General features: G+C 62.6%; 18 protein-coding genes. 7 read left to right on the top strand and 11 right to left on the bottom strand.

Annotation, left to right across the window (positions count from 1 at the left end; all coding sequences use genetic code 11):
- Positions 1-11: 11 nt before the first annotated feature.
- The 10 genes from HMPREF1023_RS07305 to HMPREF1023_RS07260 form a co-directional block, all read right to left on the bottom strand.
- Complete coding sequence (locus HMPREF1023_RS07305; protein WP_009305560.1) at positions 12-770, bottom strand: electron transfer flavoprotein FixB; 759 nt, start codon at positions 768-770, stop codon at positions 12-14.
- Positions 771-1,051: 281 nt separating this feature from the next.
- The gene (locus HMPREF1023_RS07300) at positions 1,052-1,591 is read right to left on the bottom strand and encodes a MaoC/PaaZ C-terminal domain-containing protein (protein WP_009305559.1); all 540 of its coding nucleotides are present in this window, start codon (positions 1,589-1,591) and stop codon (positions 1,052-1,054) included.
- A gap of 36 nt (positions 1,592-1,627) precedes the next feature.
- Positions 1,628-2,089, bottom strand: a complete 462-nt coding sequence (locus HMPREF1023_RS07295; RefSeq protein ID WP_009305558.1) for a MaoC/PaaZ C-terminal domain-containing protein — start codon at positions 2,087-2,089, stop codon at positions 1,628-1,630.
- Between the two features lie 93 nt (positions 2,090-2,182).
- A complete protein-coding gene (locus HMPREF1023_RS07290; RefSeq protein ID WP_009305557.1) occupies positions 2,183-3,427 on the bottom strand; it encodes a CaiB/BaiF CoA-transferase family protein in 1,245 nt (414 codons plus the stop codon).
- Between the two features lie 132 nt (positions 3,428-3,559).
- Entirely contained in the window at positions 3,560-4,354 is a 795-nt protein-coding gene (locus tag HMPREF1023_RS07285) for an enoyl-CoA hydratase/isomerase family protein (RefSeq protein WP_009305556.1), read from the bottom strand.
- Between the two features lie 51 nt (positions 4,355-4,405).
- A complete protein-coding gene (locus tag HMPREF1023_RS07280) occupies positions 4,406-5,947 on the bottom strand; it encodes a class I adenylate-forming enzyme family protein (RefSeq protein WP_035577404.1) in 1,542 nt (513 codons plus the stop codon).
- Between the two features lie 110 nt (positions 5,948-6,057).
- Entirely contained in the window at positions 6,058-7,215 is a 1,158-nt protein-coding gene (locus HMPREF1023_RS07275; RefSeq protein ID WP_009305554.1) for an acyl-CoA dehydrogenase family protein, read from the bottom strand.
- Between the two features lie 128 nt (positions 7,216-7,343).
- Positions 7,344-8,615, bottom strand: coding sequence for a CaiB/BaiF CoA-transferase family protein (locus tag HMPREF1023_RS07270; RefSeq protein WP_009305553.1), 1,272 nt, complete (start codon positions 8,613-8,615; stop codon positions 7,344-7,346).
- Between the two features lie 149 nt (positions 8,616-8,764).
- A complete protein-coding gene (locus tag HMPREF1023_RS07265) occupies positions 8,765-10,060 on the bottom strand; it encodes an MFS transporter (RefSeq protein WP_009305552.1) in 1,296 nt (431 codons plus the stop codon).
- A 446-nt stretch (positions 10,061-10,506) separates the two neighbouring features.
- Positions 10,507-10,761, bottom strand: a complete 255-nt coding sequence (locus HMPREF1023_RS07260) for a hypothetical protein (RefSeq protein ID WP_015761538.1) — start codon at positions 10,759-10,761, stop codon at positions 10,507-10,509.
- A gap of 269 nt (positions 10,762-11,030) precedes the next feature.
- On the opposite strand from HMPREF1023_RS07260, the gene HMPREF1023_RS07255 reads away from it, so the two are divergent.
- The gene (locus tag HMPREF1023_RS07255; RefSeq protein ID WP_009305550.1) at positions 11,031-12,491 is read left to right on the top strand and encodes a GntR family transcriptional regulator; all 1,461 of its coding nucleotides are present in this window, start codon (positions 11,031-11,033) and stop codon (positions 12,489-12,491) included.
- A 159-nt stretch (positions 12,492-12,650) separates the two neighbouring features.
- Positions 12,651-14,315, top strand: a complete 1,665-nt coding sequence (locus tag HMPREF1023_RS07250) for an ATP-binding protein (RefSeq protein ID WP_009305549.1) — start codon at positions 12,651-12,653, stop codon at positions 14,313-14,315.
- Between the two features lie 166 nt (positions 14,316-14,481).
- Here the strand turns inward: HMPREF1023_RS07250 and HMPREF1023_RS07245 are convergent, their stop codons facing one another.
- Positions 14,482-15,900, bottom strand: a complete 1,419-nt coding sequence (locus HMPREF1023_RS07245) for an MATE family efflux transporter (RefSeq protein WP_009305548.1) — start codon at positions 15,898-15,900, stop codon at positions 14,482-14,484.
- 248 nt (positions 15,901-16,148) lie between these two features.
- Here HMPREF1023_RS07245 and HMPREF1023_RS07240 point away from each other — a divergent pair, with 248 nt between their 5' ends.
- The 5 genes from HMPREF1023_RS07240 (at position 16,149) to HMPREF1023_RS07220 (ending at position 22,753) form a co-directional block, all read left to right on the top strand.
- Positions 16,149-18,023 (top strand): ABC transporter ATP-binding protein, encoded by a 1,875-nt coding sequence (locus tag HMPREF1023_RS07240; protein ID WP_009305547.1) that lies wholly within the window; start codon positions 16,149-16,151, stop codon positions 18,021-18,023.
- Positions 18,020-19,753 (top strand): ABC transporter ATP-binding protein, encoded by a 1,734-nt coding sequence (locus tag HMPREF1023_RS07235; protein ID WP_009305546.1) that lies wholly within the window; start codon positions 18,020-18,022, stop codon positions 19,751-19,753. Before HMPREF1023_RS07240 ends, HMPREF1023_RS07235 begins: the two co-directional genes overlap by 4 nt.
- A gap of 84 nt (positions 19,754-19,837) precedes the next feature.
- A complete protein-coding gene (locus HMPREF1023_RS07230; protein ID WP_009305545.1) occupies positions 19,838-20,488 on the top strand; it encodes an MptD family putative ECF transporter S component in 651 nt (216 codons plus the stop codon).
- A gap of 1 nt (position 20,489) precedes the next feature.
- Positions 20,490-21,260: an energy-coupling factor transporter transmembrane component T gene (locus HMPREF1023_RS07225; protein ID WP_009305544.1), complete on the top strand. Its 771-nt coding sequence runs from the start codon at positions 20,490-20,492 to the stop codon at positions 21,258-21,260.
- Positions 21,257-22,753 carry an ABC transporter ATP-binding protein gene (locus HMPREF1023_RS07220; RefSeq protein WP_009305543.1) on the top strand — a complete coding sequence of 499 codons (1,497 nt, stop codon included), beginning with the start codon at positions 21,257-21,259 and terminating at the stop codon, positions 22,751-22,753. The genes HMPREF1023_RS07225 and HMPREF1023_RS07220 overlap by 4 nt, the downstream gene beginning before the upstream one ends.
- The last annotated feature ends 109 nt before the right edge of the window (positions 22,754-22,862 follow it).

Raw genomic sequence — 22,862 nt, 5'->3', positions numbered from 1 at the left:
CATCACCTTTCCTACAGGGCCGCTTTGAGGGCGGCCGCGAATTTCTCCAGATCGCCGTCGACCGAGGCGTCCAGCATTTCCATCTTGCGCTCGGCCTGCTGCGGCGCCTTGGTCTCCACGACGTCGACGACCGCGGCCTCCACATCGGAAGCGGCGTTCACGGAGGACGGCTTCTTGCCGGCGGCGAGGATGTCCTTCATGCCGGGGATGCGAGGCAGCGCGATGTCGGGGACCACGCTGATCACGGCGGGCAAGTCCACCTGCACGGTCTGCAACTGGGTCTCCAGCATGCGGTCGCACGTGGCGACGGCGCCCTCCACCGACACGGCGGACACGGCGGTGACCACGGGCAGGCCCAGCGCATCGGCCAGCTGCACGTCCACCTGCTGCGCGTAGTTGTCGGCGGAGCCGTCGCCGCACACGATGAGGTCGGCGGCGTCCAGCCCGTCTACAAGGCGCGCCAGCATGGCGGCCGTCGCGTGGGCGTCGAGGTCGGCACAGGCGTCGTCGGCGATCATGACCAGCTCGTCCACGCCGCGGGCGAGAATACCCTTCTTCAGCTTGGAGTCGTCGGCCTTCGCGTCGGCGACCGACACGCAGACGACTTTCGAGTCCTCGTGGGCGGAGGCGAGCTGCACGGCGGCCTCGATGGCGTTCAGGTCGTACGTGGACACGATGCGATGGGCTTTCGAGTCGTCCAGACTCCGGTCGGCGGCTACGACGATGTCCTGATCGTCGGCCAGCACCTTGATAGGAACAATGATGTTCATGGATGCCTTTCCTTTCTTCTCCTATCGTCCTGCCGTTCTGCGGCATGGACATGCCGGGCAAACTGCTTGCCTGTCGTTCCGAGCGTAAGCCGAAGTCGAAAGATCCCGTGCTGCGTTAACAGGGAGTGCTGCGGCTGGCGCCGCACGGGATCCTTCTACTTCGCGCCTGCGGCGCTCCGCTCAGGATGACGAGGGTCAGTTCCCGTTTGACCGGCATGTCCATGCCCGCGGGCGTTGCCGCGACCCTCCCTCCAAGGCCGCGGCAACGGGCGAGCGGGGTGCTACTGCTGCGCCTTGGCGGCGGCAGCTTCGAACTGCTTCTCGAAGAAGATCTTCTTGGCTACGACAAGGTGGTACTCGCCGGTCTGCAGCACGTCGCCGTTCTGGTCGATCATCGACATCTGGATGATGATGACGCCGCGCTCGGGCTTGTTGTCGTCCTTGGCGACGATCTCGGACGTGGTGTACACGGTGTCGCCCACGGCCGGCATCTTCAGGAACTTCCAGTTCTTCGTGCCCTTGGTCGCAAGAATGGAGTTGTTCATCTTTGCCATCATGGGATCGGACGGGTTGATGGACGGCGTGAACGTATAGATCAGCATGTGCTGAGCCAGCACGGAGTCATGGCCGTGGGCCTTGCAATACTCGAGATCCATGTGGATGGGCGCCCATTCGCCGGAGATGCCGGCGAAGTTGAGGATGTCGGCTTCGGTGATGGTGCGGCCCGTGGTGGCCGGGGTCGCATGGTTCAGCGGCACGTCCTCGAAGAACCAGGTGTCCTTGAACTTCTTGTCGAAAGCAGCTTGCAGTTGCTCGTTCATGTTGAATTCCTCCTTCAGGATGATGGCGGGCGAGGGCTAGTTCTTCTTGGCGATGTTGTAGTAGCGCACGTTGTCCAGAACCAGCGTGCCGTCCTGGTCGATACCATGCACGGCCAGCTCGATGGTGCCCGTGCCGTCGCCGTTGTCCGTCTTGTCCGTGATCTCGCACTCCAGGTGGATGGTGCTGTTGAACTTCACCGGGGCCATGAACTTCACGTGCTTGAAGCCCGTGAGGTCTCCCAGCGTCTCGGCCGTGGCCGACCAGAACTCGGTGCGCTTCAACATGCCGCCGGCCAGCGTCAGCGTAAGGGCGCCGTGGGCGATGTTCTCGCCGTACATGCCGGTCTTCGCGAACTCGTGGTCCAGATGAACCAGGTTGTAGTCGCCTGTGATCTGCGCGAAGTTCACCACTTCGGCGTTCGTGATGGTGCGGCCGCCGGGGGACTGGAACTTGTAGCCGACCTCGACGTCTTCGAAATACAAAGGTGCTTGCAGCATTCTGACTCCTCCTCAGTTGGTTGCGCTTCTTGTTCCGATGCGCGGGTCGCGCGCGATGCTCCGTGCGACCCGCGAAATCGTTTCGTGATGCAGTTAGAACTTGATGACGTACATGGAGCGATCCCAGGTGTCGCCCAGGCCGACGACCTTTTCCTCGGCCATCTTCTTGATCTCCTCGTCGGTATAGCCGCATTCCTTCAGCACGACTTCGGTGTCGGCACCCACGGTGGGAGCGACGACCGGGTCGGGAGCGCCGGCCTCGCGGAAGTAGACCGGGGTGCGCGGCATCTTGATGACCTCGCCGCTGGGCATCTCGACTTCCTTCATAAGGTTGCCGGTCAGCACCGCGGGATCGTCGGCGACTTCGCTGAACTTCAGGCAGATGTCGTTGGGGATGTCTTCCTCGGTGAGGATGTCGCTCCACTCTTGCACGGTCTTGGTAGCGAACAGCTCGTCCAGCATGGGGATGATCTCGTTCGACTTCGCCAGCGCGGTCATGTAGTCGGGGTACTTCGTCACCAGCTCGGGGTCGAGGCCCAGGCGCGCCACGAAGCGCGGCCAGTCCTTATGCCACTGCAGGCCGGCAACCATGATCCAGCGGTCGTCCGAGCCGCGGTACATGCAGGAGAACGGAAGGACGTTCTCGCGGCCCTTCGGCCACAGGTTGTTGTAGGGCTTCTGGCCGGAGAGGATGGGCACCATCGCGCTCATCATGCCGGAGCCGTACAGGCTGCACGACACCTGGTCGCCCAGGCCCGTGCGCAGGCGGTTGATGTACGCGGCCATGATGCCGATGGACAGGTACAGGCCCGTGGGGATGTCGCCCTGCGCCTGGTAGGGCATGTAGGGATGCGCGCCCTCGGGAACCACGTCGGTGGTGAGTCCCGTGCGCGTGGCGTAGGCGATCATGTCGAAGCCGCCGCGGCTGGCCAGCGGGCCCGTGCTGCCGTAGCCGGTGGTGTTGGCATAGATCAGCGCCGGGAACTTCGCATGCAGCGTATCCCAGTCGATGCCCAGCTTGACCATGTCCTTCTCGCGCATGTGGCAGATGAAGATGTCGGCCGTCTCCAGCAGCTTCCACAGCACGCCCATGCCCTCGGCCGTGCGCGTGTTCACCGCGATGTGGCGCTTATTGCCGTTGATGGCGTCGTACAGCGGGGCGTCGCCGTTGTAGATGTTCTGCGTCATGCCCGAGCCGCGGATGCCGTCGCCGGTCAGCGGTTCGATGCGAACGACGTCCGCACCGTATTCGGCCAGGATCTCGGCGGCCATCGGTGCCGCGACGAACGCGGACATGTCGACGACTTTGACGCCATCAAGAAGCTTCAAATCAGACATTGCTCGTTCCTTTCACTCGCTGCGGCCTCATGCGCGCAGCTGTTTCAAAATCATGTTTCGCGGAGCGCGGGGCTCCGCCGGGGCGGGGAGGTCGTTGCGGCCTTCCCGCCCTTTGCGGATGAGCCGCGTTTCCTACTTGCCCTGGAACGGACGCGTGGGACGCTTCTCCAGGAATGCCGACATCGCTTCCTTCTGATCCTCGGTGCTGTACAAGTGGGCGAACAAGGCCGATTCGAACAGCAGCGCGCGGTCGAGATCCATCTGCATGCCCTCGTTCACGGCCCACTTCACGTACTCGAGCGCCAGCGGCGGCTTCGCGGCCATCTCCTTGGCCATGTTCACGGCCGCTTCCAGCAGCTCCTCGGCCGGGAACACCATGTCCACCAGGCCCATGGCCAGCGCAGCCTCGCCCTTGTAGTGGTTGCCCGTCATCATGAGCAGCTTCGCACGGCTGGGGCCGATGAGGCGGGGCAGGCGCTGGGTGCCGCCAGAGCCCGGGATGACGCCCATGTTCACTTCGGTCAGGCCGATGCGTGCGCGCTCGGAAGCGAGGCGAATGTCGCACGCGAGCGCCATCTCGAAGCCGCCGCCCAGGCAGAAGCCGTTGATAGCGGCGATGACGGGAATGCGGCACTTCTCGATGCGGGTGTTCAGGCGGTTGCCCTCGATGCCGCCATGGTACGAGCCCACGACGTCCATCTGGATCTCGCCCTCGATGTCGCCACCGGCGCAGAAGGCCTTGCCGTCGCCGCCGGTCAGCACGATGACGCGGACCTCGGGATCCTCCTCGTACGCGTCGAACAGGTAGTACAGGTCGTCCATGACGTCCTGATTGATGGCGTTCAGCTTCTCAGGCCGGTTCAGCGTGATGATGCCCACGCCGTCGCGCTTTTCGGCCAAGGTCGCCTTCAGCTCTCGTTCTGCCATAATGAAACTCCCTTTCTTTAGTCTTCGCGATGCGACTCTTGCATCGCTTTCTCACGCTTTCGTTCCGGGTTCGCGTTCGGATAAGCTGGACACACGTTGCTCTATCAGTTCGCGTCTCCGGATTTTCCCCATTTCGTTGCGAGGCATGTCCTGTACGATTTCGTAGGTCTTCGGGCATTTGTATCCGCTCAGCTTGGTGTGGAGGAATTCTTTGAGACCATCCGTCGAAAACTCGCTTTCCGCGCCTTCGATCTCGAGAATCGCATGCACCCTAAGACCCCATTGCTGGTCGGGAATGCCTATAACCACAGCGTCGGAGATGCCGGGATAGTCGAAAATGGCGTTCTCCACCTCGGCGGTGTACACGTTCTTCCCGCCGGTCACGATCATGTCCGAACGACGGTCGGAGATGTACAGGAAGCCTTCCTCGTCGAGCCAACCGAGGTCGCCGACGCTGAAGAACCCGTCTTCCTCGGATTTGATGGATTGCGGCCCCACGTACTTTGCGGAAAGCCCCATAGCCGGCTTGCCGAATATCTCGCCTACTTCGCCGCAGGGAAGCGCCCGACCCTCCTCGTCGCGTATCTGCAGCTCGCAACCGAAGGGGCGTCCCACGCTGCCGCGGTGCTCCAGCCATTCTTCGCCGCGTATGAACGTGCTTGCGATCATCTCGGTCTCGCCGTACATCTCGTACACCTTCCGGGCGCCGATGCGCTCGATCCAGGCGAGCTTGACCTTGTCGGGGCAGGGGCCGCCGCTGTGGAACACGGCCTCCAGGCTTTCCAGGTTTCTGGTTTGGAAGGAAGGATGGCGCATCATCCTGTCCATCATCGTGGGAGCCAAGCCTATGAATTGAATCCCATGCTTTTCGATGAGCTCGAGCGCCTGTCCTTCATCGAAGCGTTCCATGAGGTACACGGTCTGCCCGAAGAACAGTCCGATGTACGTGGCATTGCTGTACAGGTTGTGAAACAGGGAACCGGGGATAAGCTGTTTCGACCAAGGGGTCTGCCCCGTCATCGCCGTCCAAGCCGACAGATCCATCTCGCAGTAGGCCGGCCTGACTTTTTGCACGACGAGCTTGGGTTTTCCCGACGACCCTCCCGTCGGGATAGCCCGCGAGGGCTCGCAGGCGAAGAACGGCAGGATCTCGGCTCCATGGGGGAACTCTCCTCGGATCCAGTTCCGCACGTCTTGCTGCGATATGCAATCCTCGTCGTCGCAATCCCATGTCGATATCAGCAGCTTGCGCTCGAACAGCGCGTGTATATGGTTGCGTTCTTCATCGGTTCCCTTGGGGGACATGAATACGCAACACGCTCCCAGCTGCCAGGCGGCAAGCGTCGCAACGACGTTCTCGTAACCGTTGGGAAGGGCTATGACGACGTAATCTCCCTGTTGAACGTTTCGATCATTGAGATGGCAGGCGACCTTCTCGATCGCCTCGAACAGCTCTCGACGAGACAACGCCCGTTCCGATCCGTCGCGGGAGACATCGACGAGAGCCGTCTCGTCCCCCCACTTTTCGGCAAGCTGTTGAAGCTGTTTCGAAAAAGCAACCCTGTCAATCGGTATGCCGTCACATCGATCCATCGCGTTACTCACCTCCTTCTGCAGCAGCAAGCGCTGCCCGTTTCCTCATGTGCGTTGAACGGGGCGGACGCGAGGCTTTCGTCAGCCCGCCCCTTGCTCGTTCTGTCGTCTTACCGGTAGCGCTTGAGGATCTGCGGAGCGGTGTTGAACACCATGACCTGGTCGGAACCGCCGGCGATGCGGGCGCTGCGGATGTCGATGTAGTAACGGCCCACACGATGGTCGCCCACCACGCCGATACCTGCCAGCACCTGGATGGCGTCGTCAACCACTTCGCAGGTGGCCTTGGAGCAGTAGTACTTGGCCATGCCGGCGAGGATGCGCACGTCCTGGCCCTGATCGGCCTGCCAGCACAGCTTGTACAGCATGTTCATCATGTTCTCGATCTTGCAGGACATTTCCATGATCATCTCCTGCACCAGCTCGAAGCGACCGATCTGCTGGCCGAACTGCTCGCGCTGGTTGGCGTAGGCGCAGGCGTCCTCGAACGCATTGACCGCCGTGGCGATGACGCCGGACACGTTGGCGATGCGCTCGCGGGTGAAGTTCGCCATGGTCTGCATGAAGCCGTTGTGCTCGACGCCCAGGATAGCCGAGCGGGGCACGCGCACGTCGTTCAGGAACACCTCGCAGATGCTGGTGGGGGCGTTCTCGTGGCCCATCTTGGGAAGCTTGTTGATAGTCACGCCGGGGGTGTCGCGATCGACCAAGAACATCGTCGCACCGCGATGGACGTTGTCAACCGTCGGATCCTTTGCGATGACGATGATGGCCGGAGCTTCCATGCCGCAGGTGGTGTAGTGCTTGCCGCCGTTGATGACCGCGGTGTCGCCGTCCCACGCGTAGGACGTCTGCATGCCGGCAACGTCGGAGCCGGTGGAGGGCTCGGAGATGCCCAGGGCCAGCGGCGCGCCGCCCGCGATGTAGGGCTTCACGTACTTCTCGATCTGCTCGGGCGTGCCGAACTCGCACACGTCGTACATCGTGGGCATGCCCATGGAGTAGAACGCCGCAAGCGGGCCGCCGTAGCGGGAGATGGTGAAGTTGGCCAGGGCCACCGTCATGAGGTCGACGTCGGTGCCGCCCACTTCTTCAGGCAGGCCCAAGCCCGTGAAGCCGGCCTCGGCCATGGCCTTCCAAGCATCCCAGGGGAACTCTCCGTTGCGATAGCATTCGCGCTCCTTCTCGGCCGGCATCTCGCGCTCGAGAAGCTCCTTGATGCTTTCGATGAGCAGTTCCTGTTCCTCGGTCTTAGAGAAATCGATCATTTCTGTGCCTCCTTGGCGGTTGTTTTGCACGGATCGCGGATCACCGGTATCCGTGCGGTTGAAAACGGTACTTCATCGGATCGCCGTCGCAGCTGGCGATCCGCTTTCCACTAACGGCGTCTCAGCTGTTACTCGGCCTTCTTCTTAGCGGCTGCGGCCTGGGCCATCAGCTTCTCCATGTTGTACTGATCCTTGTCCCATTGATCCTCTTCGGTCACGAGACCCTGCTCGCGCAGCTCGTCGATCTTCGCGTCGTCGAAACCGTATTCCTTGAGCACCTCTCGGGTGTACTCGCCCGGATAGCCGGAGGGACCGAACTCGGCCTCGCCCGACGAGAAGATGGCCGGAGCCTTGACGATGCCGATGTGCTTGCCGGAAGGATAATCTATGCCCTGGAAGAACCCGGCGTCCCAAGCCTGCTGGTCATCCTGCAGGTCGGCGAAATGCTGGCAGAGGTCGAACGGGATATCGGTGGTCATGAGCTTCTCGATGGCCTCGTCGCGCGTGACGTTGGCCAGCACCTCGGTGATGATCGGCGTGATCTCGGCAGAAGCGGCCAGCGCGGTCTGATAGTCGGGCCACTTGGCGATGAGGTCTTCGTCCATGCCGAAGGCATGCACGAACTCAGGCCAGGAATTGTGCCACTGCAGGCCCATCAGGGCGATGGCCTTCTCGTCGGAGCACATGTACGGACGGGCCAGGGGCAGCACGGAGTTCGGATCCGTGGGGTACTCGTCGCCGTAGGCGGCGGTCACGATGGGGACGCCCACGCTCCACATGCCGGCGTGCATGAGGGCCACGTTCACTTCCTGGCCCTTGCCGGTGCGCTGCTGCTCGATGTAGGCGGCCAGCACGGCCATGGCCAGATAGGTGCCCGTGGGGATGTCGCCGAAGCCGAAGTACGGGATCATCGGGTTGTCGCCCTTGATGGGGCAGTCCAAGTCGTAGCCTGCACGCGCGGCGTAGGAGGCCGCGTCGAACCCGCCGCGGGGAGCCCACTCGCCTTTGGTGCCGTAGCCGGAGGTATTGCCGCAGATGATCTTCGGATTGATCTTCGACAGGCTCTCGTAGTCCAGCCCCAGCTTCTTGGAATCCTTCGGTCGCAGATGCGAGAGGAACACGTCGCAGTCCTTCAGCATCTCTTTGAGGATGGCCAGCCCTTCGGGTTTGCGGGTGTCGAGCGTGATGCAGCGCTTGCAGGAGTTGATGGAGTCCCAACCGGCCTGGTCGCCGTTGTAGATATGGCGGGCAAGGCCGATGCCGCGGTTGCTGTCGCCGGTGGGAGGCTCGACCTTGATGACGTCGGCGCCCCATTCGCCCAGGATGCGTCCGCCCATCGGAGCCGCCATGAACGCGGCGATCTCGATGACCTTCATGCCTTCCAGAAGTTTCAGAGCCATGCGTTTCCTCCTCTTTCAAAAGGACTGTAGTGTGACGGGCGGTCCGGTTGTTTCCGGTGCCCGCCGGCTGCGGGGCTCGTGCCCCGCAGTGGAACCAAACGGGTGGCGCGCAGCGCATTCCGCGCAAAGCGCCGGGTGGCGCGTCTGATTTACGCCTTCGGCATCCACATGGCCTGAACCTTCTTGCCGGTCTTGAAGGCCATGATCATGGAGATCAGGCAGACGACGATGAAGCAGAAGATCATGATGAGGGCGGGCGTGAAGCTGCCCGTCGCATCGTAGATGAAGCCGTACGCCGGGATGAGGATCATGGAGCCGATGCCGGTGGCCATCATGACGATGCCGTAGATGGAGCCGAATTCCTTCTGGCCGAACAGCGTGCCCAGCACCAGCGGGCCGATGACGCCCAGCGTGGCGGACAGGCAGCCGTAGAAGAACAGCGAGCCGAAGAACATGTACAGGTTCGTGCGGAAGAAGATGAGGCCCAAGAGGGCGATGAAACCGCACGCGCACGCCACCATCGTGGCCTTGAGGGGGCCCAGCTTGTCGGAGATCGTGCCGAACACGACGGCGGCGATAGCCGTGCCGATCATGAACGCCGTCATAGCGAATCCGCTGGTCACAGTATCGAAACCAGCTTCGATAGCCAGGGTGGGAACGATGGAGGCGAACGCCAGCGTTCCGGTGAGCAGCACCATGAAGATGAAGAAGAACCAGAACGTGGGGGTCTTCAGCGCTTGCTTGGACGTGAGGCCCGGCAGGTTCTTCGCGGCCTCGGCGGCGGCTTTCGGATCGGCGTTCTTGGCGGCTTCGATGTCGGCTTCGGTGGCGCCGAGGGGCAGCTGCCCCTTCTGCTCGGGCGTGCGGAACCAGATGAGCACGGCCGGGATCACGATAACCAGCGCGAGCACGCCCAGCACGATATAGCCCATGCGCCAGCCGTTCGATGCGATGATGGAGGCGACGACCGGCGAGAGAACGGCGGAGCAGATGGCCACGAAGCTCATCATGATGCCCATGGCCAGGCCGTTCTTATCCTTGAACCAGCGGTTGATCATCATGGGACCCACCAGCTGCGTGGCGAACACCGAGCCGAACGCCATGATGCCGGCCAGCGCGTAGAAGCCCCACACCGCGTCGACCAGCGACAGCGCGGCGAAGCAGCCCGCCTGGATGGCGACGGCGACTACGGTGATGATGCGGATGTCGAACTTGTCGAGCAGGCGACCCGCGAACGGGCTCCAGAACATAGTGATCAATGCCGAGATGGACGACATCATTGCCACTTCGCCCACGCCGATGTGCATGTCGGCGCTGATAGGCTGGAAGAACAAGCCCATGCCGCTGTTGATGCCGCCACGGCACAGACCCATCATCAGCAGAACGCCGATGAGGACGAACCATGCGAAGTGGATCCCCTTCTTTTTGGCTGTAGTGGTAGCCATGTTTACCTCCTGTGTGCGTTCGGTCGCAGGGACCGTCCGCGATTCAGTTACGATTCTTGCGGATCGATATCCACCGCAGACCGTGCTTCGCCCTGGCCGCTATGAGGCGGTCCTGGTGAAAACGATGTTCAGTGGAGTGACGCTGAGCCGTGCCCTCGACTTTCGCGTCGCCTTCCGGGAGGCGGGATGCGGAACCTAACTACCGATAGGAGATCGGAGGAAAATATGCGACCGCTTGCCGAACTCTTGCTGAGATCGGCTGGTGTTCGTATACTTTTGGCAACGATCTGGTGAGAAGGATCGGTTGTTAGGGGCATCCGGAGATCCTCCGGGAAGGTAGGACGTCAACGTCCTGCCTTCACCCCCTTTCTCTCCTTACTTCGGGCACAACGATACAAGGCAAGCGCGACCCGACGAAGGGCGCACTTCCCCCGAGGGGCACCAACTTAGGAAAGGAAGATGAAGAGCTTGGTTGCCGAGGCGTCTCCGTAGTTTGCGGAGGAATACGCAACGCGGCGAGTATTCAAGAACGAGGCGAACAGCGCGGAAGTCTTCGGCAACGTGAAGCTGGAGAAGAAGCGCTTGAACTGGCGGGGGCAGACTTTGCGGTTCCAAGCCCATTTGCTCATGAGCATACCCATCTTCGCTTGGCGTAAGCGTGGGTTCCGCTTGATGTAGGATTTGACGTTCAGCTCAAACATCAACACCATGTCCTAACATTCCCCGTGAATTCGTCAAATTATGACGACTTCCAGTAGTTTAGACGGTAAAACATTTAATGTCAACCACGTTTAGCATGGTGAATCGACATCGGTGCTCGTTTGCTTCCTCTCGTTGTCGTAGCAGCTGTTTGACCGGGGATTTCATTAGATATCCGATAAAATATTTTCTGCTTCATTCGATAAGCAATCTGCTTGATTGGTAGCCGCCGCGGTACAATACCGCATCATGGAAGCGGCGAAGGAGAGGTTTGGAAAAGAAAGCCACCTTATTCGAGTACGTGTATCGTCAGCTTGTCAGCGACATCGAGCAGGGAGCGCTGCGCTATGGCGATGCGTTGCCGTCGCTGCACGACTTGTGCGATCGATTTCGGGTGGGCATCAGAACCATCCGAGACGTGCAGCGTGCTTTGAAGGCCGACGGGTACATTGTCGTGGAGGAGCGAAAGCGCGCTGTCGTGGCGTACCGTCCGGCCGATGACGCGGATGACGGTCGCATCCGTGCGCTGCTGGCGCGTCGCGAGGTGGTTGCCGATTGCTACAGAACCCTCGAACTGGTCATGCCCCCGTTGTTCTACTTAGCCGCTCGATGCTGCTCTGACGAGGATCTTTTCGCTTTGGCTCAGGATGCGAAGCGCGTTGATCGCTCTGGCGTATCGGAAGGGTGGCGCATATCGCACGCATCGATTGTTTTGCACGGCCTGGTGGCAAAGGCAGGCAACCCGTTGTTCACGTCGTGCTTCGCAAGCTTGGAGCGCATCGGTCTGGTGCCGGTGGTTCCGGGTTTCGAAAGCCCTTTTGCCTCGCGTGCGGTCGACGTCGACGGGGGTTTGATGACGTGGATGTTCTCCTCTCTGCTTTTGCGCGATGCTGATGAGGTGCAGTATCGGTTCGGTTGCATGTATCGCGGCGTCGCGCAGCGCGTCGGGGCGTATTTCGACGCGCTCGAGAACGCATATGCCCCCGCCGTGGACATCGGATCGTTCGGGTACGCGTGGAATGCGAAGGCCGGGTTGGAATTCGTGCACGGACAAATAGCTCGCAATCTTGTGGAACGCATCGTTCGGGGGGAATTCGTCGACGGCCAGCTGCTTCCTTCCATCGCCGAGCTGTCGGCGCAGTATGGAGTCTCCGCTTCCACGGTGCAGAAAGCGTACGGCGCGCTCAACGTCATAGGCGTCGCGCGCACCGTCAACGGGTTGGGCACGCGCGTGCAGTTGGGCAATGCGACGTTCAGCGAGCGCTGGCTGGAAGATCACTCGTTCAAGAGAGATGTGGGCACGTACGTCCATGCGGCGCAGATGATGTGCGCCGTGCTGCCTGCTGCATTGAGCCGCGTGCAAGGTCATGCGGAGGAGGTGGCCTCTTCTGCGGAACGCGCCCTCGCGGTCGAGGAGGGGGATTGGGCGGTGTCGAAGGCTCTCATGACGGGTTTGATCGAATGCACGGAGCCTTGCGCATTGCAGACGATTCTGCGGGAGCTGAACGATTTGCTGCGCTGGGGAGCCTTCCTTACGCTGTTCGCGGCTTCGCGAGAAAGCGCGTCCGCTCTCTCGTCTCTCGAAAGCATCGCTCTCGGGCAGGCGCGCAGAGCCGACGACGAGGGGTTCTCCCAATCGATGACCGCGTATTACCGCCTTATGCTCCAGTCCGTGCTCGCGTTTCTCGAGAGGGCGGGTATGATTGACGTCGACCGCACGATCGTGCCCTAGGACCGCGGCGGGCTCCGACGGTTTACCTCCTTCCCAATAGGGTGCTATACTCTGACACCGCATGCAATAAGGCTATGTTTGATCAGGTATAACAATTTCTGCACTCAGGCAGGTCGGTTTGATCGAGGGGATGTCGATGGCTCAGAGATTGGCTGACGCATGAAGCGAGCGCCGAATGCGCGCTGGACGCGCATCTTCGGGTTGGCGGGTTTGCTGACCCTGCTTCGCCGCGTGCGGCGCCGGGCTGATGCGAAGGAGCTGGCCATCGAGAGCCGCGAGCAGCTGTTCAGCATGCTGGTGCGCAATGCCGACGATATCTACGTTATGTTCTCTCCCGATGCGTACGAGGTCGAATACGTCAGTCCCAATGTGGAGAAGCTTTTGGGCGTGTCGGTCGAAGCGGTGAAGAACAACATACGAGCGCTGTCGGATTCGGCGGCCGATCCATCGTCCGACCCTCGAATCGATGACATTGCGTCGTTGGAAGAGGGCGAGTGCCTTCAAGTGTTTCGCGAGCGCATTCAAGCGCGCACAGGAGAGCGTCGCTGGTACCAGGAAACGTTGTACCGGGAATCCATCAAAGGGGTGGATAAGTACGTGCTGGTGCTGTCCGATCGCACGAACGAGCAAAAAGGAAGTTTGATGCTCGAGCAGGCGCTCGATATCGCGCGATCGTCGAACGAGGCGAAGAGCCAGTTCCTTGCGAACATGTCGCACGACATACGCACTCCTATCAACGCCATCGTGGGCATGACGAAGATCGCACGGGAAAGCGGCGAGGCCAGCGAGAAGATAGCCGGTTGCCTCGATGCCATCACCGCGTCGTCTCGTCATTTGCTGGAGCTTATAAACGACGTTCTGGACATGTCGCGCATCGAAAGCGGGCAGATGGAGCTTCAGGAGCGTCGGTTCGACATCGATGACGTCGTGGGCGGGGTAGAGGCCATCATCCGTCCTCAGGCTCAGGCGAAGAGCCAAGAGCTGCGCATCGATTGCTCGAAGATGAAGCATAAGGCGTTCTCGGGAGACGAGCTGCGCATAAGCCAGATCCTTTTGAACCTTGCGTCCAATGCGGTGAAGTACACGCAGGAGGGCGGCACCATAGCCCTCGTCGTGCAGGAGCTGGCGAAAACGCGGCCCAGCTATGCGAGCGTTGCTTTCACGATAACCGACAACGGCATGGGCATGTCGCCGGAATTCGTCGAGCGTATTTTCGATCCGTTCGAGCGCAGCGAAGAGGTGTCTATCGCGCGGATACAGGGAACCGGGTTGGGGATGTCCATAACGAAGGCGCTGATCGACGCCATGGGCGGCATTGTCGAGGTCGACAGCGAAAAAGGACGAGGCAGCTCGTTTCGCGTGACATTGGAACTTCGCGTCGTCTCGTCGGCGGATGCTTGTCCGCCGCTTGAAGTCGTGCCGGAGAGCACCTCCTATCGATTCGAGGGCAAGAGGTTTCTCCTGGCCGAGGACAACGAGCTGAACGCTGAGATACTGATAGAGCTTCTCGGCTGCCGCGGCGCGAAGGTGGAGTGGGCTGAGAACGGCGAAAAGGCGATCGATGCATTCTCGAAGCACCCGGCAGGATATTACGATGCGGTGTTCATGGACGTGATGATGCCGGTGATGAACGGCTACGAGGCAGCGCGCGCTCTGCGCGCTTGCAGCAGCGCCCGCTCGGAAGAAGTGAAGATCGTCGCGCTGACGGCCAACGCATTTGCCGAAGATGTGAAGTCCGCGCTCGATGCGGGCATGGATGCCCATGTAGCGAAACCGGTCGACATAGACGGGCTTGCATGCGTGCTCGGAAAGGTTTGCGGCTGAACGACGCGACGGGCAGCGTGCGAACCCCGATGTTTCACGTGAAACATCGGGCGGTTTGCTCGTGATGCCGTATGCGCAGAACCGTTGCGCGGCCAGCTCTTCGAGGGTAACGCCTGCATGATGCACGAGCAAGACGGCAGCGGCAAGAGGGCGCCGCGCCGGCCCGCTAGGCTCGGGCGGCTTCCTCTTCCATGGTCACGCGGTCTGCTGCGGAGCCTTCGTCCTTTCCCAGGCTGCGGATCACGCTTGCCACCATGAACGCCGCCACCACGATCATGACGCCGTCGGACAGGGCCGATGCGGCCCATACGCCGTGGATGCCGAGCCCTGCGACGTTCGGCAGGATCAGCACGAGCGGGACGAACAGGGCCACGGGTCGCGCGAACGTGAGGATCGCCGCCTTGCCGCCTTGTCCGAGCGCTTGCAAGAGCGTGATGCCCATGACCATGGGGCCTGCAACCAGGTAGGTGGAGAAGAACACCCTGAAATCGTCGGCGCCCATCGCAGCGACGGCCGGGTCGGAGACGAGCAGCGACAGCGTGGCTTCCGGCGCCAGCATCGCGGGTACCCAGAACAGCAGCGCCAGCGCCATCGAGCCCAGGCAGAAGACGATCGTCAGCTTGCGCACGCGACCGTAGAGTCCGGCGCCGTAGTTCGTCCCGGCCGCGGGCTGCAGGCCGTTGCTCATGCCCCACAAAGGGATGAAGGCGAACGCCTGGATGCGCAGCGCGGCTCCCAGCAGCACCTGCCATTCCGCGCCGCCCCATGCGGCGGCCGCGCGGTAGGCGATGGCTTGCTGCACCAGCACGAGCACCTGCATGAGCATGGCGGACGCGCCCACCTTCAGCACTTCGGGGAGTATCGCGGGCGAAACGGCCACGCGGACGATGCGCGCCGTCTTCTCGCGCTTGACGAACCACCACAGCATGACGCCCGCTTGGATCATCTGCGTGATCACCGTGGCGCAGCCCGCCCCCTGGATGCCGAGCCCTTGGTCGCGCAGGGCCAGGATGAACAGAGGGGCCAGCACCATGTTGAGGACGGCGCCTCCTCCCATGATGGCCATGGCCCGCGCCAGCTCGCCTTTGCCGCGCATGACCATGTTCGAGCTTTGCGCGAAGTTCACGAACAGGCTGCCGACGAGCATGATGCGCAGGTAGGATTCGGCCAGGTCGAGGACCTGTCCCTGTGCGCCGGTGAGGGCCAGCAGCGGGCGCGCGAACACCGTGCCGACGATCGTGACGGTGAGCGACAGCACCAGGTTCATGACCACGAGGTTGCCCATCACCTGGTCGATGGTGCGCTGGTCTTTCGCGCCGATGGCGCGCGACAGCACCGAGGCCGACCCCATGCCGATCATCGAAGCGCCGCCGGAATTGATGAACGTGAACGGGTAGGCCACGGCTACGGCTCCCATGGCCTCCATCCCGATAAGCTGTCCTGCGTACACGGCGTCCATGAACGTGTACAGCCCGATGACCGCCATGCCGACGATGGCAGGCAGGCTGAGCGACATCATGAGCTTGCCGGGCGTTTGCGTGAGCATGAGCGTGCGTTTGTCTTGCTGTAGAACCTGTCGAGCCATGAGCTTCCTCGCTTTCCTTGTCGGGCATAAGCCGCCCGAATGCCGGGAGCGGGTCTGCTCGCTATATGTTAACCATGTCTAACTTACTTGTTGTCTCCGACTCATGCAAGTGCGGAATAAGAATGTATGTAGATTATATGGTGAAATCCCCAAAATCATTTCTTGAAGTTAGCTATGGCTAACATCTGCACATCGGCCGGCTTGCCCCGCCGCCGCCCCTGTTTCCGAGAGAGAAAAGAGTGCCGCTTATGGAATCTGTCGACAGTGCCGCCGCTCGGCGCACGTATCTGCGTCTGATCGAGCCGGTGAAAGGGAGGATCATAGGCAACGTCGCCATCGCGGCCTTGTCGTCGGCGTGCGAGTTCGTCCCCTACCTCGCAATCGCGCGCGTTGCCCAGCTGTCCATCACGGAAGGCGTTCCCCCGTCCGACGTGCTGGCGATGTGGGTTCTGGTCGCCGTCGCGGGCGCGGCGGCGGGAAGGATGCTGTTCAGCATGGCCACCGGCCGCTGCCATTACGCCGACGCCGATTTTCGCGTTCACGTGCGCACCGTGCTGATAGAGCACTTGGGGAAGATTCCGCTGGGATGGTTCAACGACAACAGCTCGGCGCAGGTGAAGCAAGCTGCCACCGATGACGTTCTCAACCTGCATCAATCGGTCGGGCATGCGCCGGTCGACGTGACCGCCGCGCTGCTCTCGCCCTTGATCCCCTTGGTGTACCTGTTCACGGTGGACGTTCGCTTCGCCCTTCTTCTGGTGGCGTACTTCGTCGTGGTGATAGGCGTTGCGTGGCCGTTCATGATGAGGGATTTCGGTCCTCTCAACAAGAGGTTCAACGAAGCGATGGTGGAGGTTTCCTCCGCTGCGGTGGAGATGGTGGAGGGCATCGCCGTCATCAAGACCTTCGGTTCCCGAAGCCGCGCGGGCGCACGGTACCGGGCGGCTACCGAGGAGCTGGCGAAAGCGTGCTATGTGTGGACGAAGCGCAACGGCAACGCGTTCAGCTGGGTGTCGGCCTTGTTCTCGCCGGGAGCAATGCTGGTGGTTCTGCTGGCTGCAACGCTGGCCTTCGTCGCGAACGGCGTTTTGCCTTTGGAGCGGTGCGTCCCTTTTCTGGTGTTGGGCGTGGGAGTTCCCGCGGGGCTGGTCAACCTGTTTCGAAGCATTCGAATGCTGCAGATGTCGCTGCAGGCCGCCGACCATCTGGCCTCCGTTCTCAACGTGGCTCCGTTGGCCGAACCCGAGCGGCCTCGCCCGGCGGCCGAAGGACCCGTGCGCATGGAGTTCGAGGGCGTGGCGTTCGCATACGGCGAGAACCTGCCTTTCGTGCTGCAAGACGTCGACGTCGCGTTGGAGCCGGGAACGGTGACGGCCCTCGTGGGAGATTCGGGCAGCGGCAAGACGACGCTCGCCCGCTTGATCCCTCGCTTCTGGGATCCCGTTTCAGGGTCGGTGCGCATGAACGGAACGGAGCTTCCCCAGATGGCCTCCGGCGAGGTGCTTTCGCGTGTTGCCGTGGTGTTCCAGGACAGCATGCTTTTGCGAGCGAGCATCGCGGACAACATCCGTTTGGGCCGTCCCGGTGCCACCGACGAGCAGGTGCAGGCCGCCGCGCGCCAGGCCCAGATTCACGATCGCGTAATGGAGTTGCCGCAAGGCTACGACACGGTGCTGGGAAGCGAAGGCTCGGACCTGTCGGGCGGCGAGGCGCAACGCGTGGCCATCGCGCGCGCCATCGTCCAAGATGCGCCTATTCTCGTGCTCGACGAGGCGACCGCCCATGCGGATCCTGAGAACGAGACGGCCATCCAAAAAGCGCTGAACGCGTTGGCGAAAGGCAGGACGACCGTCGTGATCGCGCATCGGCTGGACACCATCGTGCATGCGGACCAGATATTAGTGCTGGTCGGGGGCAAGGTGGTGGAGCGCGGCGTCCATGAGGAACTGCTGGCGGCCGACGGCCATTATGCGGCGCTGTGGCGATCTCAGCAGGTGGATGCGCTGGAAAAGGCGCTACTTGTGGAAGGAGCCGCGATGCGCGGCGCGGCCGCGGGGCCGCAAGAAGCGGATGGCGAAGCGGAGCCGAACGGTGCCGATTCGCGCGAAAGCGAGGAACGATGATAACGACCCAAATCGACGATCTGGTAGGGCGGCCGACCGGCGTGAAGACGCAGGCTTTCCTGTACGTGCTGTGCGGCCTGGCGGAGGCGGCCGTGTACGTGGCGCTGCTTCCGCTGCTGCGCTCGCTGATAGCGGGCGACTACGTTGCGGCGGGGTATCTGGTGGCGCTGGCTGCAGCGCTGGCGCTGTTGCATTCCGTGATCGGCTTTTTCGCGGACAATCGCGGCTACTGTATCGGCATCGAGCAGATCTGCCATGCGCTGCAGGACGCCTTGGGCGACCATATCGTGCGCCTACCGCTGGGGTGGTTCACGAAAGAGCGCTCGGGGCAGGTTGCGGCTCTGCTCACCAAGGAGCTGCAGATGGCCATGGACGTGCCCAGCACTTTTTTGCGCCAGATGGTGATCGCCGTCACCACGCCGGCTGCGGTGGTGGTGTTGTTCCTGTTCGTGGATTGGCGCATCGGCCTGGTGTTCGTGATTGCGGCTCCGCTGCTGCTGTGGGCTTCGCGCGCCATGGCGAAGGCCGCAGGCGAAGGCCATAGGCAGGAGGAGCTCTCGAACGCTGAAGTGGCGGCCCGGGTGTTGGAGTTCGCGCACGCCCAGCCCGTTTTGCGCGCGACGAAGCGTTCGGTGGAGGGTTGGGACGCTTTGCAGCAGGCCATCGAGCGGGACCGTGCGGCGACGGTTGCCACCTTGCGCACGGCATCGGCACCCGTGGCGCGCTACACGATGCTGATCCAGGTCGTGTTCGCCGTCGTGTTCGCAACGGCCACGGCTCTTTTGGCCTGGGGCCAGATCGACGTGGCATCGTACGTGTTCGTGGCGGTGCTCTCCTTGAGGCTGGTCGATCCTTTGACGCTCATCGGGTCGCAGGGGATGGCGCTGCGCGTGGCGAAGAACGCGCTGGACGCGTCCGAGGGGATATTGAAGACGCCCCCTCTGCCCGAAACCCGCAACCCCCGCGTTCCTTGCGGATCCAGCGTGGCGTTCGATCGCGTGGGCTTTGCCTACGAGGAATCCCGTCCGGTGCTGCAAGGCGTGAGCTTGACGTGCCCCGAGCGCAGCCTGACCGCTTTAGTGGGCCCTTCCGGCTCGGGAAAGACGACGCTGACGCGGTTGGTCGCGCGTTTCTGGGACGTTTCCGAGGGCAGCGTTTCGATCGGCGGGGTGGACGTGCGCGACATGCGTCCCGACGAGCTCATGCAGCAGATATCCCTCGTGTTCCAGGACGTGTACCTGTTCGACGGAACCATCGAGGAGAACGTGCTGGCGGGGCGCCCCGACGCAACGCCCGAGGAGGCGCGCCGCGCCGCGCACGTCGCGCGCCTTGACGAGGTGGCCGCCCGTCTGGAGCAGGGATGGGACACGCCCGTGGGCGAGGGAGGCTGCCGCCTTTCGGGCGGAGAGCGCCAGCGCGTCGCTATCGCGCGCGCTTTGCTGAAGGACTCGCCCATCGTGCTGTTCGACGAGGCCACGGCCGCGCTCGATGCGGAAAACGAAGCGGCCATCGTGGAGGCTATGCACGAGTTGGCGCGCGATCGCACGGTCATCGCCATAGCCCATCGCTTGTCCACCATCGCCGCCGCAGATCAGATAGCCGTCCTAGAGAAGGGGTGCATCACCCAGCAGGGAACCCACGGCGATCTGGTGAAGGTGCCCGGCCGGTATCGGTCGTTTTGGCGCGAGCGCCAGCAGGCGGCCGGTTGGCGGCTGGCCAGCGAGCAGTAGCGCTTCGGATTCGATCCGGCGCGTTCGGTGCCGGAACATCAGATGAACCAAGACATGCAAAACGCATGGGAAAGAGAGGTCGATATGGAACATTCGCCTTATGAGACGTCGAAGTCCCGCAAAGGGGCCGCGTTCGAGATGTGGGGCGTCAAGGAGGTCGTCACCGCGGTGCTGTTCAGCGCCTTGATGATCGTCGTCATGTTCGTGGTGGGGTCGGTTACCATGCTGGGTGTGGATTTCTCCATGCTGTTCATGGCGGCGACGTACGTTTTGGTGGTTGCGCCGTTGTACATGCTCATGGTTATGAGGGTGAACCGCTTCGGCGTCACGGCGTTCTACGCGTGCGTGATGGCGCTGGTGTACCTCATGTTCGGAAACCTGTGGTACATGCTGCCGTTCTACCTGGTGGGAGGTTTGGCTATCGATGCGCTGTTCCTGCGCACGGCCGCGCAGCGGGCTAAGCCGAACCGCATCGTAGCGGCGTGGGCGACGTTCAGCGCGCTGTACTCGCTGTCGTCGATCATCCCCATACTGGTCAACCTTCAGGGGTACCTGCAAGAGCTTGCCGAAGTGAGGATGATGGGCGAGGAGTACGTGAACGCGTACCTCAAGTACTACGGGAATGCAGAATGGATCGTGTTCATAGTCGCTCTCACGGCGTTCGCCGGATTCCTGGGAGCCCTCGTGGGCAAGCGTCTGATGAGGAAGCACTTCCTGAAGGCAGGGGTGATCTGACGTGGAGGAGGGCATCCGAAACGAGCGGTTCTCATCGGGCGCTCGCGCCGTCGGGCGTTCGGCGACGGCGCCCGACGGGGAGCGGTTCTCCATGGCGACGAAGTCCATCGTGCTGGCTGCGACGATCGCGACGGTTTCCCTGGTGGACAGCGTGCGGCTGTCGCCTGCGCTGACCTGCTTTTTACTGCTTTACCTTGCTGCATGCGGACAGCGTTCCATGGCTTTCAAGATGCTGGTTTTCTACGCGGCGCTGTGGGGCGCGTGCCTGGCGCTTGCATACGGGAAGATGACCGTGATCGTTTTCTCGCCGGTTCATTTTTACGCCGCGATCAAAACCTATCCCATCATGGTTGCGTTCTTCGCGGTGGCGCTTTCCCCTCCGGGGCTTATCAGCGCCGCGTTGGCGAAGGCTCGCATTCCGAAGCGCCTGATCGTGGGCGTGCTCGTACTGCTGAGGTTCTTCCCCACCGTTCGCTCGAGCTTCCGGCGTTTGTCCGAGTCGTGCAAAAGGCGCGGGGTGCTTTCGGCGGGAAACGTCGCGCGCAGCCCCGTTCAGGCGCTCGAGCATGCGCTGGTTCCCTTGATGTTCTCGTTGGTGGACAGCTCCGACCGCCTTTCCTCATCCGCCATCGCCCGCGCCGCCGAAGCGCCGACCAGGCGGACGAGCTACTATCGCAGTCCTTTCGGAGTGGCGGACGCGGTTTGCCTGGCGGCCGTCGCGACGGCGCTGGCTGCGTGCGTCTGGGTTGTGCGGGGAGGGTGGTTCGGATGACCGGCGATCTTGTCGCGCAGCTGAAAGGCGCGAGCTTCTCGTACTACGGCGCTCCGGAAACGCTGCATGCCGTGGATTTGGACGTGCATGCCGGCGAATGCGTCGTGCTTATGGGCGCGTCGGGCAGCGGTAAAACCACGATCGTGCGCGTCTTGAACGGCCTGGCCGGGGGCTACTATCGCGGCAGCGTTTCCGGCGACGTGTTCTTGGGCGGGCTTTCTGCGCGCGATATGGAGGCGTGGCGAAGAGCCGAGCTGGTGGGAAGCGTGTTTCAAGACCCGACCGCCCAGTTCTTCTCCAGTCAGCTGGCGGGCGAGGTGGCGTTCGGGTGCGAGAACATCGGCTATCCCGCCGAGGAGGTGGTGAGGCGCACCGATGCGGCGATCGGCCGTTTGGGTCTGGACCGTTTGCGCACGATAGCGGTGGACGAGCTTTCCAGCGGGCAGAAGCAGCGCGTGGCTATCGCCTCGTCGCTTGCTCCTGCGCCGAGGCTCGTGGTGATGGACGAGCCCTCTTCGAACCTCGACGAAGATGCGGCTCAAGAGTTGGGCGCGGTGCTGATGGAGCTGAAGCGGCAGGGCTACGCGCTGGTGGTGGCCGAGCATCGCATCTCGTACCTGATGGAGTGCGCCGACCGGTTCTGCTATATGGAGGCCGGGCGGATGCGGGCGGTTCTCTCTCGCGACGATGTGTTCGCCATGGACGGCTCCGAGCGCGTTGCCATGGGCGTTCGCAGCCCTGCTTTCGTCCCCCGGCCTTCCTTGAAGCCTGCGCCTCTTGCCGCGGGGCTCGCGCGGGAAGGCGAGCGGGCCGCGTCCGGCGAAGCTTTCGGCGCGCGTCTGGAAGCCGCGTCCCTGGAGGTGGACGGCCTGGCCGTTTCTCGCGGTGGAAATCTGCTGTTCTCCTGTGTCTGCTTCGCCGTGGAACCGGGGCAGATCATGGCGCTGACGGGAAAAAACGGCGTGGGCAAGACGAGCCTGGCGCAGGTCGCGGTTGGCTTGGGCCGACCCGACGAGGGCTGCGTGCGCGTGGGAGGGCGGAAGCTGTCCCGGCGGGAGCTGCGTCGCCGCGTGTGGTACAGCCCCAACGACGTGAGCATGGAGTTCTTCTCTTCCCGGGTTGACGAAGAAGTGCTCTTGTTCTCGGATCAGGACGACGCGGCGCGCCGCTACGCCGATCATGTGCTGGGCCGGTTGGGCCTGGCCGAGCTGGGGGATAGGCATCCGTCCTCGCTGTCAGGCGGCCAGAAGCAGCGGCTGTCCATTGCCTGCGGGCTGGCGTCGAGGCGGTCGGTGCTCATCCTGGACGAGCCCACCAGCGGGCTTGACGCCCTCAGCATGCGCCGGTTGGCCGACGCGCTGCGTTGCGCAGCCGAGGAGGGGGCGGCCGTGGTGGTCATCACGCACGACAACGAGTTCATGCGCGAGTGCTGCACCCACGTCTTCGCGCTCGAAGGCGCAGGTGCGGACGAGGACGAGCGCCGCGCGCGTTGACGGCAGAAGGGGCGGGGAGCTGGGAGTGTTTCACGTGAAACATCCGGGCGCCCGGGTGCCGCCCGTCCGGGCGTCGGCCTCCCGTTCTCCCGCCCCGCCCGCGCCCGTC

The organism is Eggerthella sp. 1_3_56FAA, from assembly GCF_000185625.1.
GTDB lineage: Bacteria > Actinomycetota > Coriobacteriia > Coriobacteriales > Eggerthellaceae > Eggerthella > Eggerthella lenta.
The sequence above is the reverse complement of the archived record's forward strand: the minus strand, read 5'-3'. Positions and strand labels throughout refer to the sequence as shown.

Excerpts from the sequence above, each read along its gene's own strand:
- HMPREF1023_RS07305 (WP_009305560.1), bottom strand. The coding sequence starts at position 770 with ATGAACATCATTGTTCCTATCAAGGTGCTGGCCGACGATCAGGACATC.
- HMPREF1023_RS07300 (WP_009305559.1), bottom strand. The coding sequence starts at position 1,591 with ATGAACGAGCAACTGCAAGCTGCTTTCGACAAGAAGTTCAAGGACACC.
- HMPREF1023_RS07295 (WP_009305558.1), bottom strand. The coding sequence starts at position 2,089 with ATGCTGCAAGCACCTTTGTATTTCGAAGACGTCGAGGTCGGCTACAAG.
- HMPREF1023_RS07290 (WP_009305557.1), bottom strand. The coding sequence starts at position 3,427 with ATGTCTGATTTGAAGCTTCTTGATGGCGTCAAAGTCGTCGACATGTCC.
- HMPREF1023_RS07285 (WP_009305556.1), bottom strand. The coding sequence starts at position 4,354 with ATGGCAGAACGAGAGCTGAAGGCGACCTTGGCCGAAAAGCGCGACGGC.
- HMPREF1023_RS07280 (WP_035577404.1), bottom strand. The coding sequence starts at position 5,947 with ATGGATCGATGTGACGGCATACCGATTGACAGGGTTGCTTTTTCGAAA.
- HMPREF1023_RS07275 (WP_009305554.1), bottom strand. The coding sequence starts at position 7,215 with ATGATCGATTTCTCTAAGACCGAGGAACAGGAACTGCTCATCGAAAGC.
- HMPREF1023_RS07270 (WP_009305553.1), bottom strand. The coding sequence starts at position 8,615 with ATGGCTCTGAAACTTCTGGAAGGCATGAAGGTCATCGAGATCGCCGCG.
- HMPREF1023_RS07265 (WP_009305552.1), bottom strand. The coding sequence starts at position 10,060 with ATGGCTACCACTACAGCCAAAAAGAAGGGGATCCACTTCGCATGGTTC.
- HMPREF1023_RS07260 (WP_015761538.1), bottom strand. The coding sequence starts at position 10,761 with ATGTTTGAGCTGAACGTCAAATCCTACATCAAGCGGAACCCACGCTTA.
- HMPREF1023_RS07250 (WP_009305549.1), top strand. The coding sequence starts at position 12,651 with ATGAAGCGAGCGCCGAATGCGCGCTGGACGCGCATCTTCGGGTTGGCG.
- HMPREF1023_RS07245 (WP_009305548.1), bottom strand. The coding sequence starts at position 15,900 with ATGGCTCGACAGGTTCTACAGCAAGACAAACGCACGCTCATGCTCACG.
- HMPREF1023_RS07240 (WP_009305547.1), top strand. The coding sequence starts at position 16,149 with ATGGAATCTGTCGACAGTGCCGCCGCTCGGCGCACGTATCTGCGTCTG.
- HMPREF1023_RS07235 (WP_009305546.1), top strand. The coding sequence starts at position 18,020 with ATGATAACGACCCAAATCGACGATCTGGTAGGGCGGCCGACCGGCGTG.
- HMPREF1023_RS07230 (WP_009305545.1), top strand. The coding sequence starts at position 19,838 with ATGGAACATTCGCCTTATGAGACGTCGAAGTCCCGCAAAGGGGCCGCG.
- HMPREF1023_RS07220 (WP_009305543.1), top strand. The coding sequence starts at position 21,257 with ATGACCGGCGATCTTGTCGCGCAGCTGAAAGGCGCGAGCTTCTCGTAC.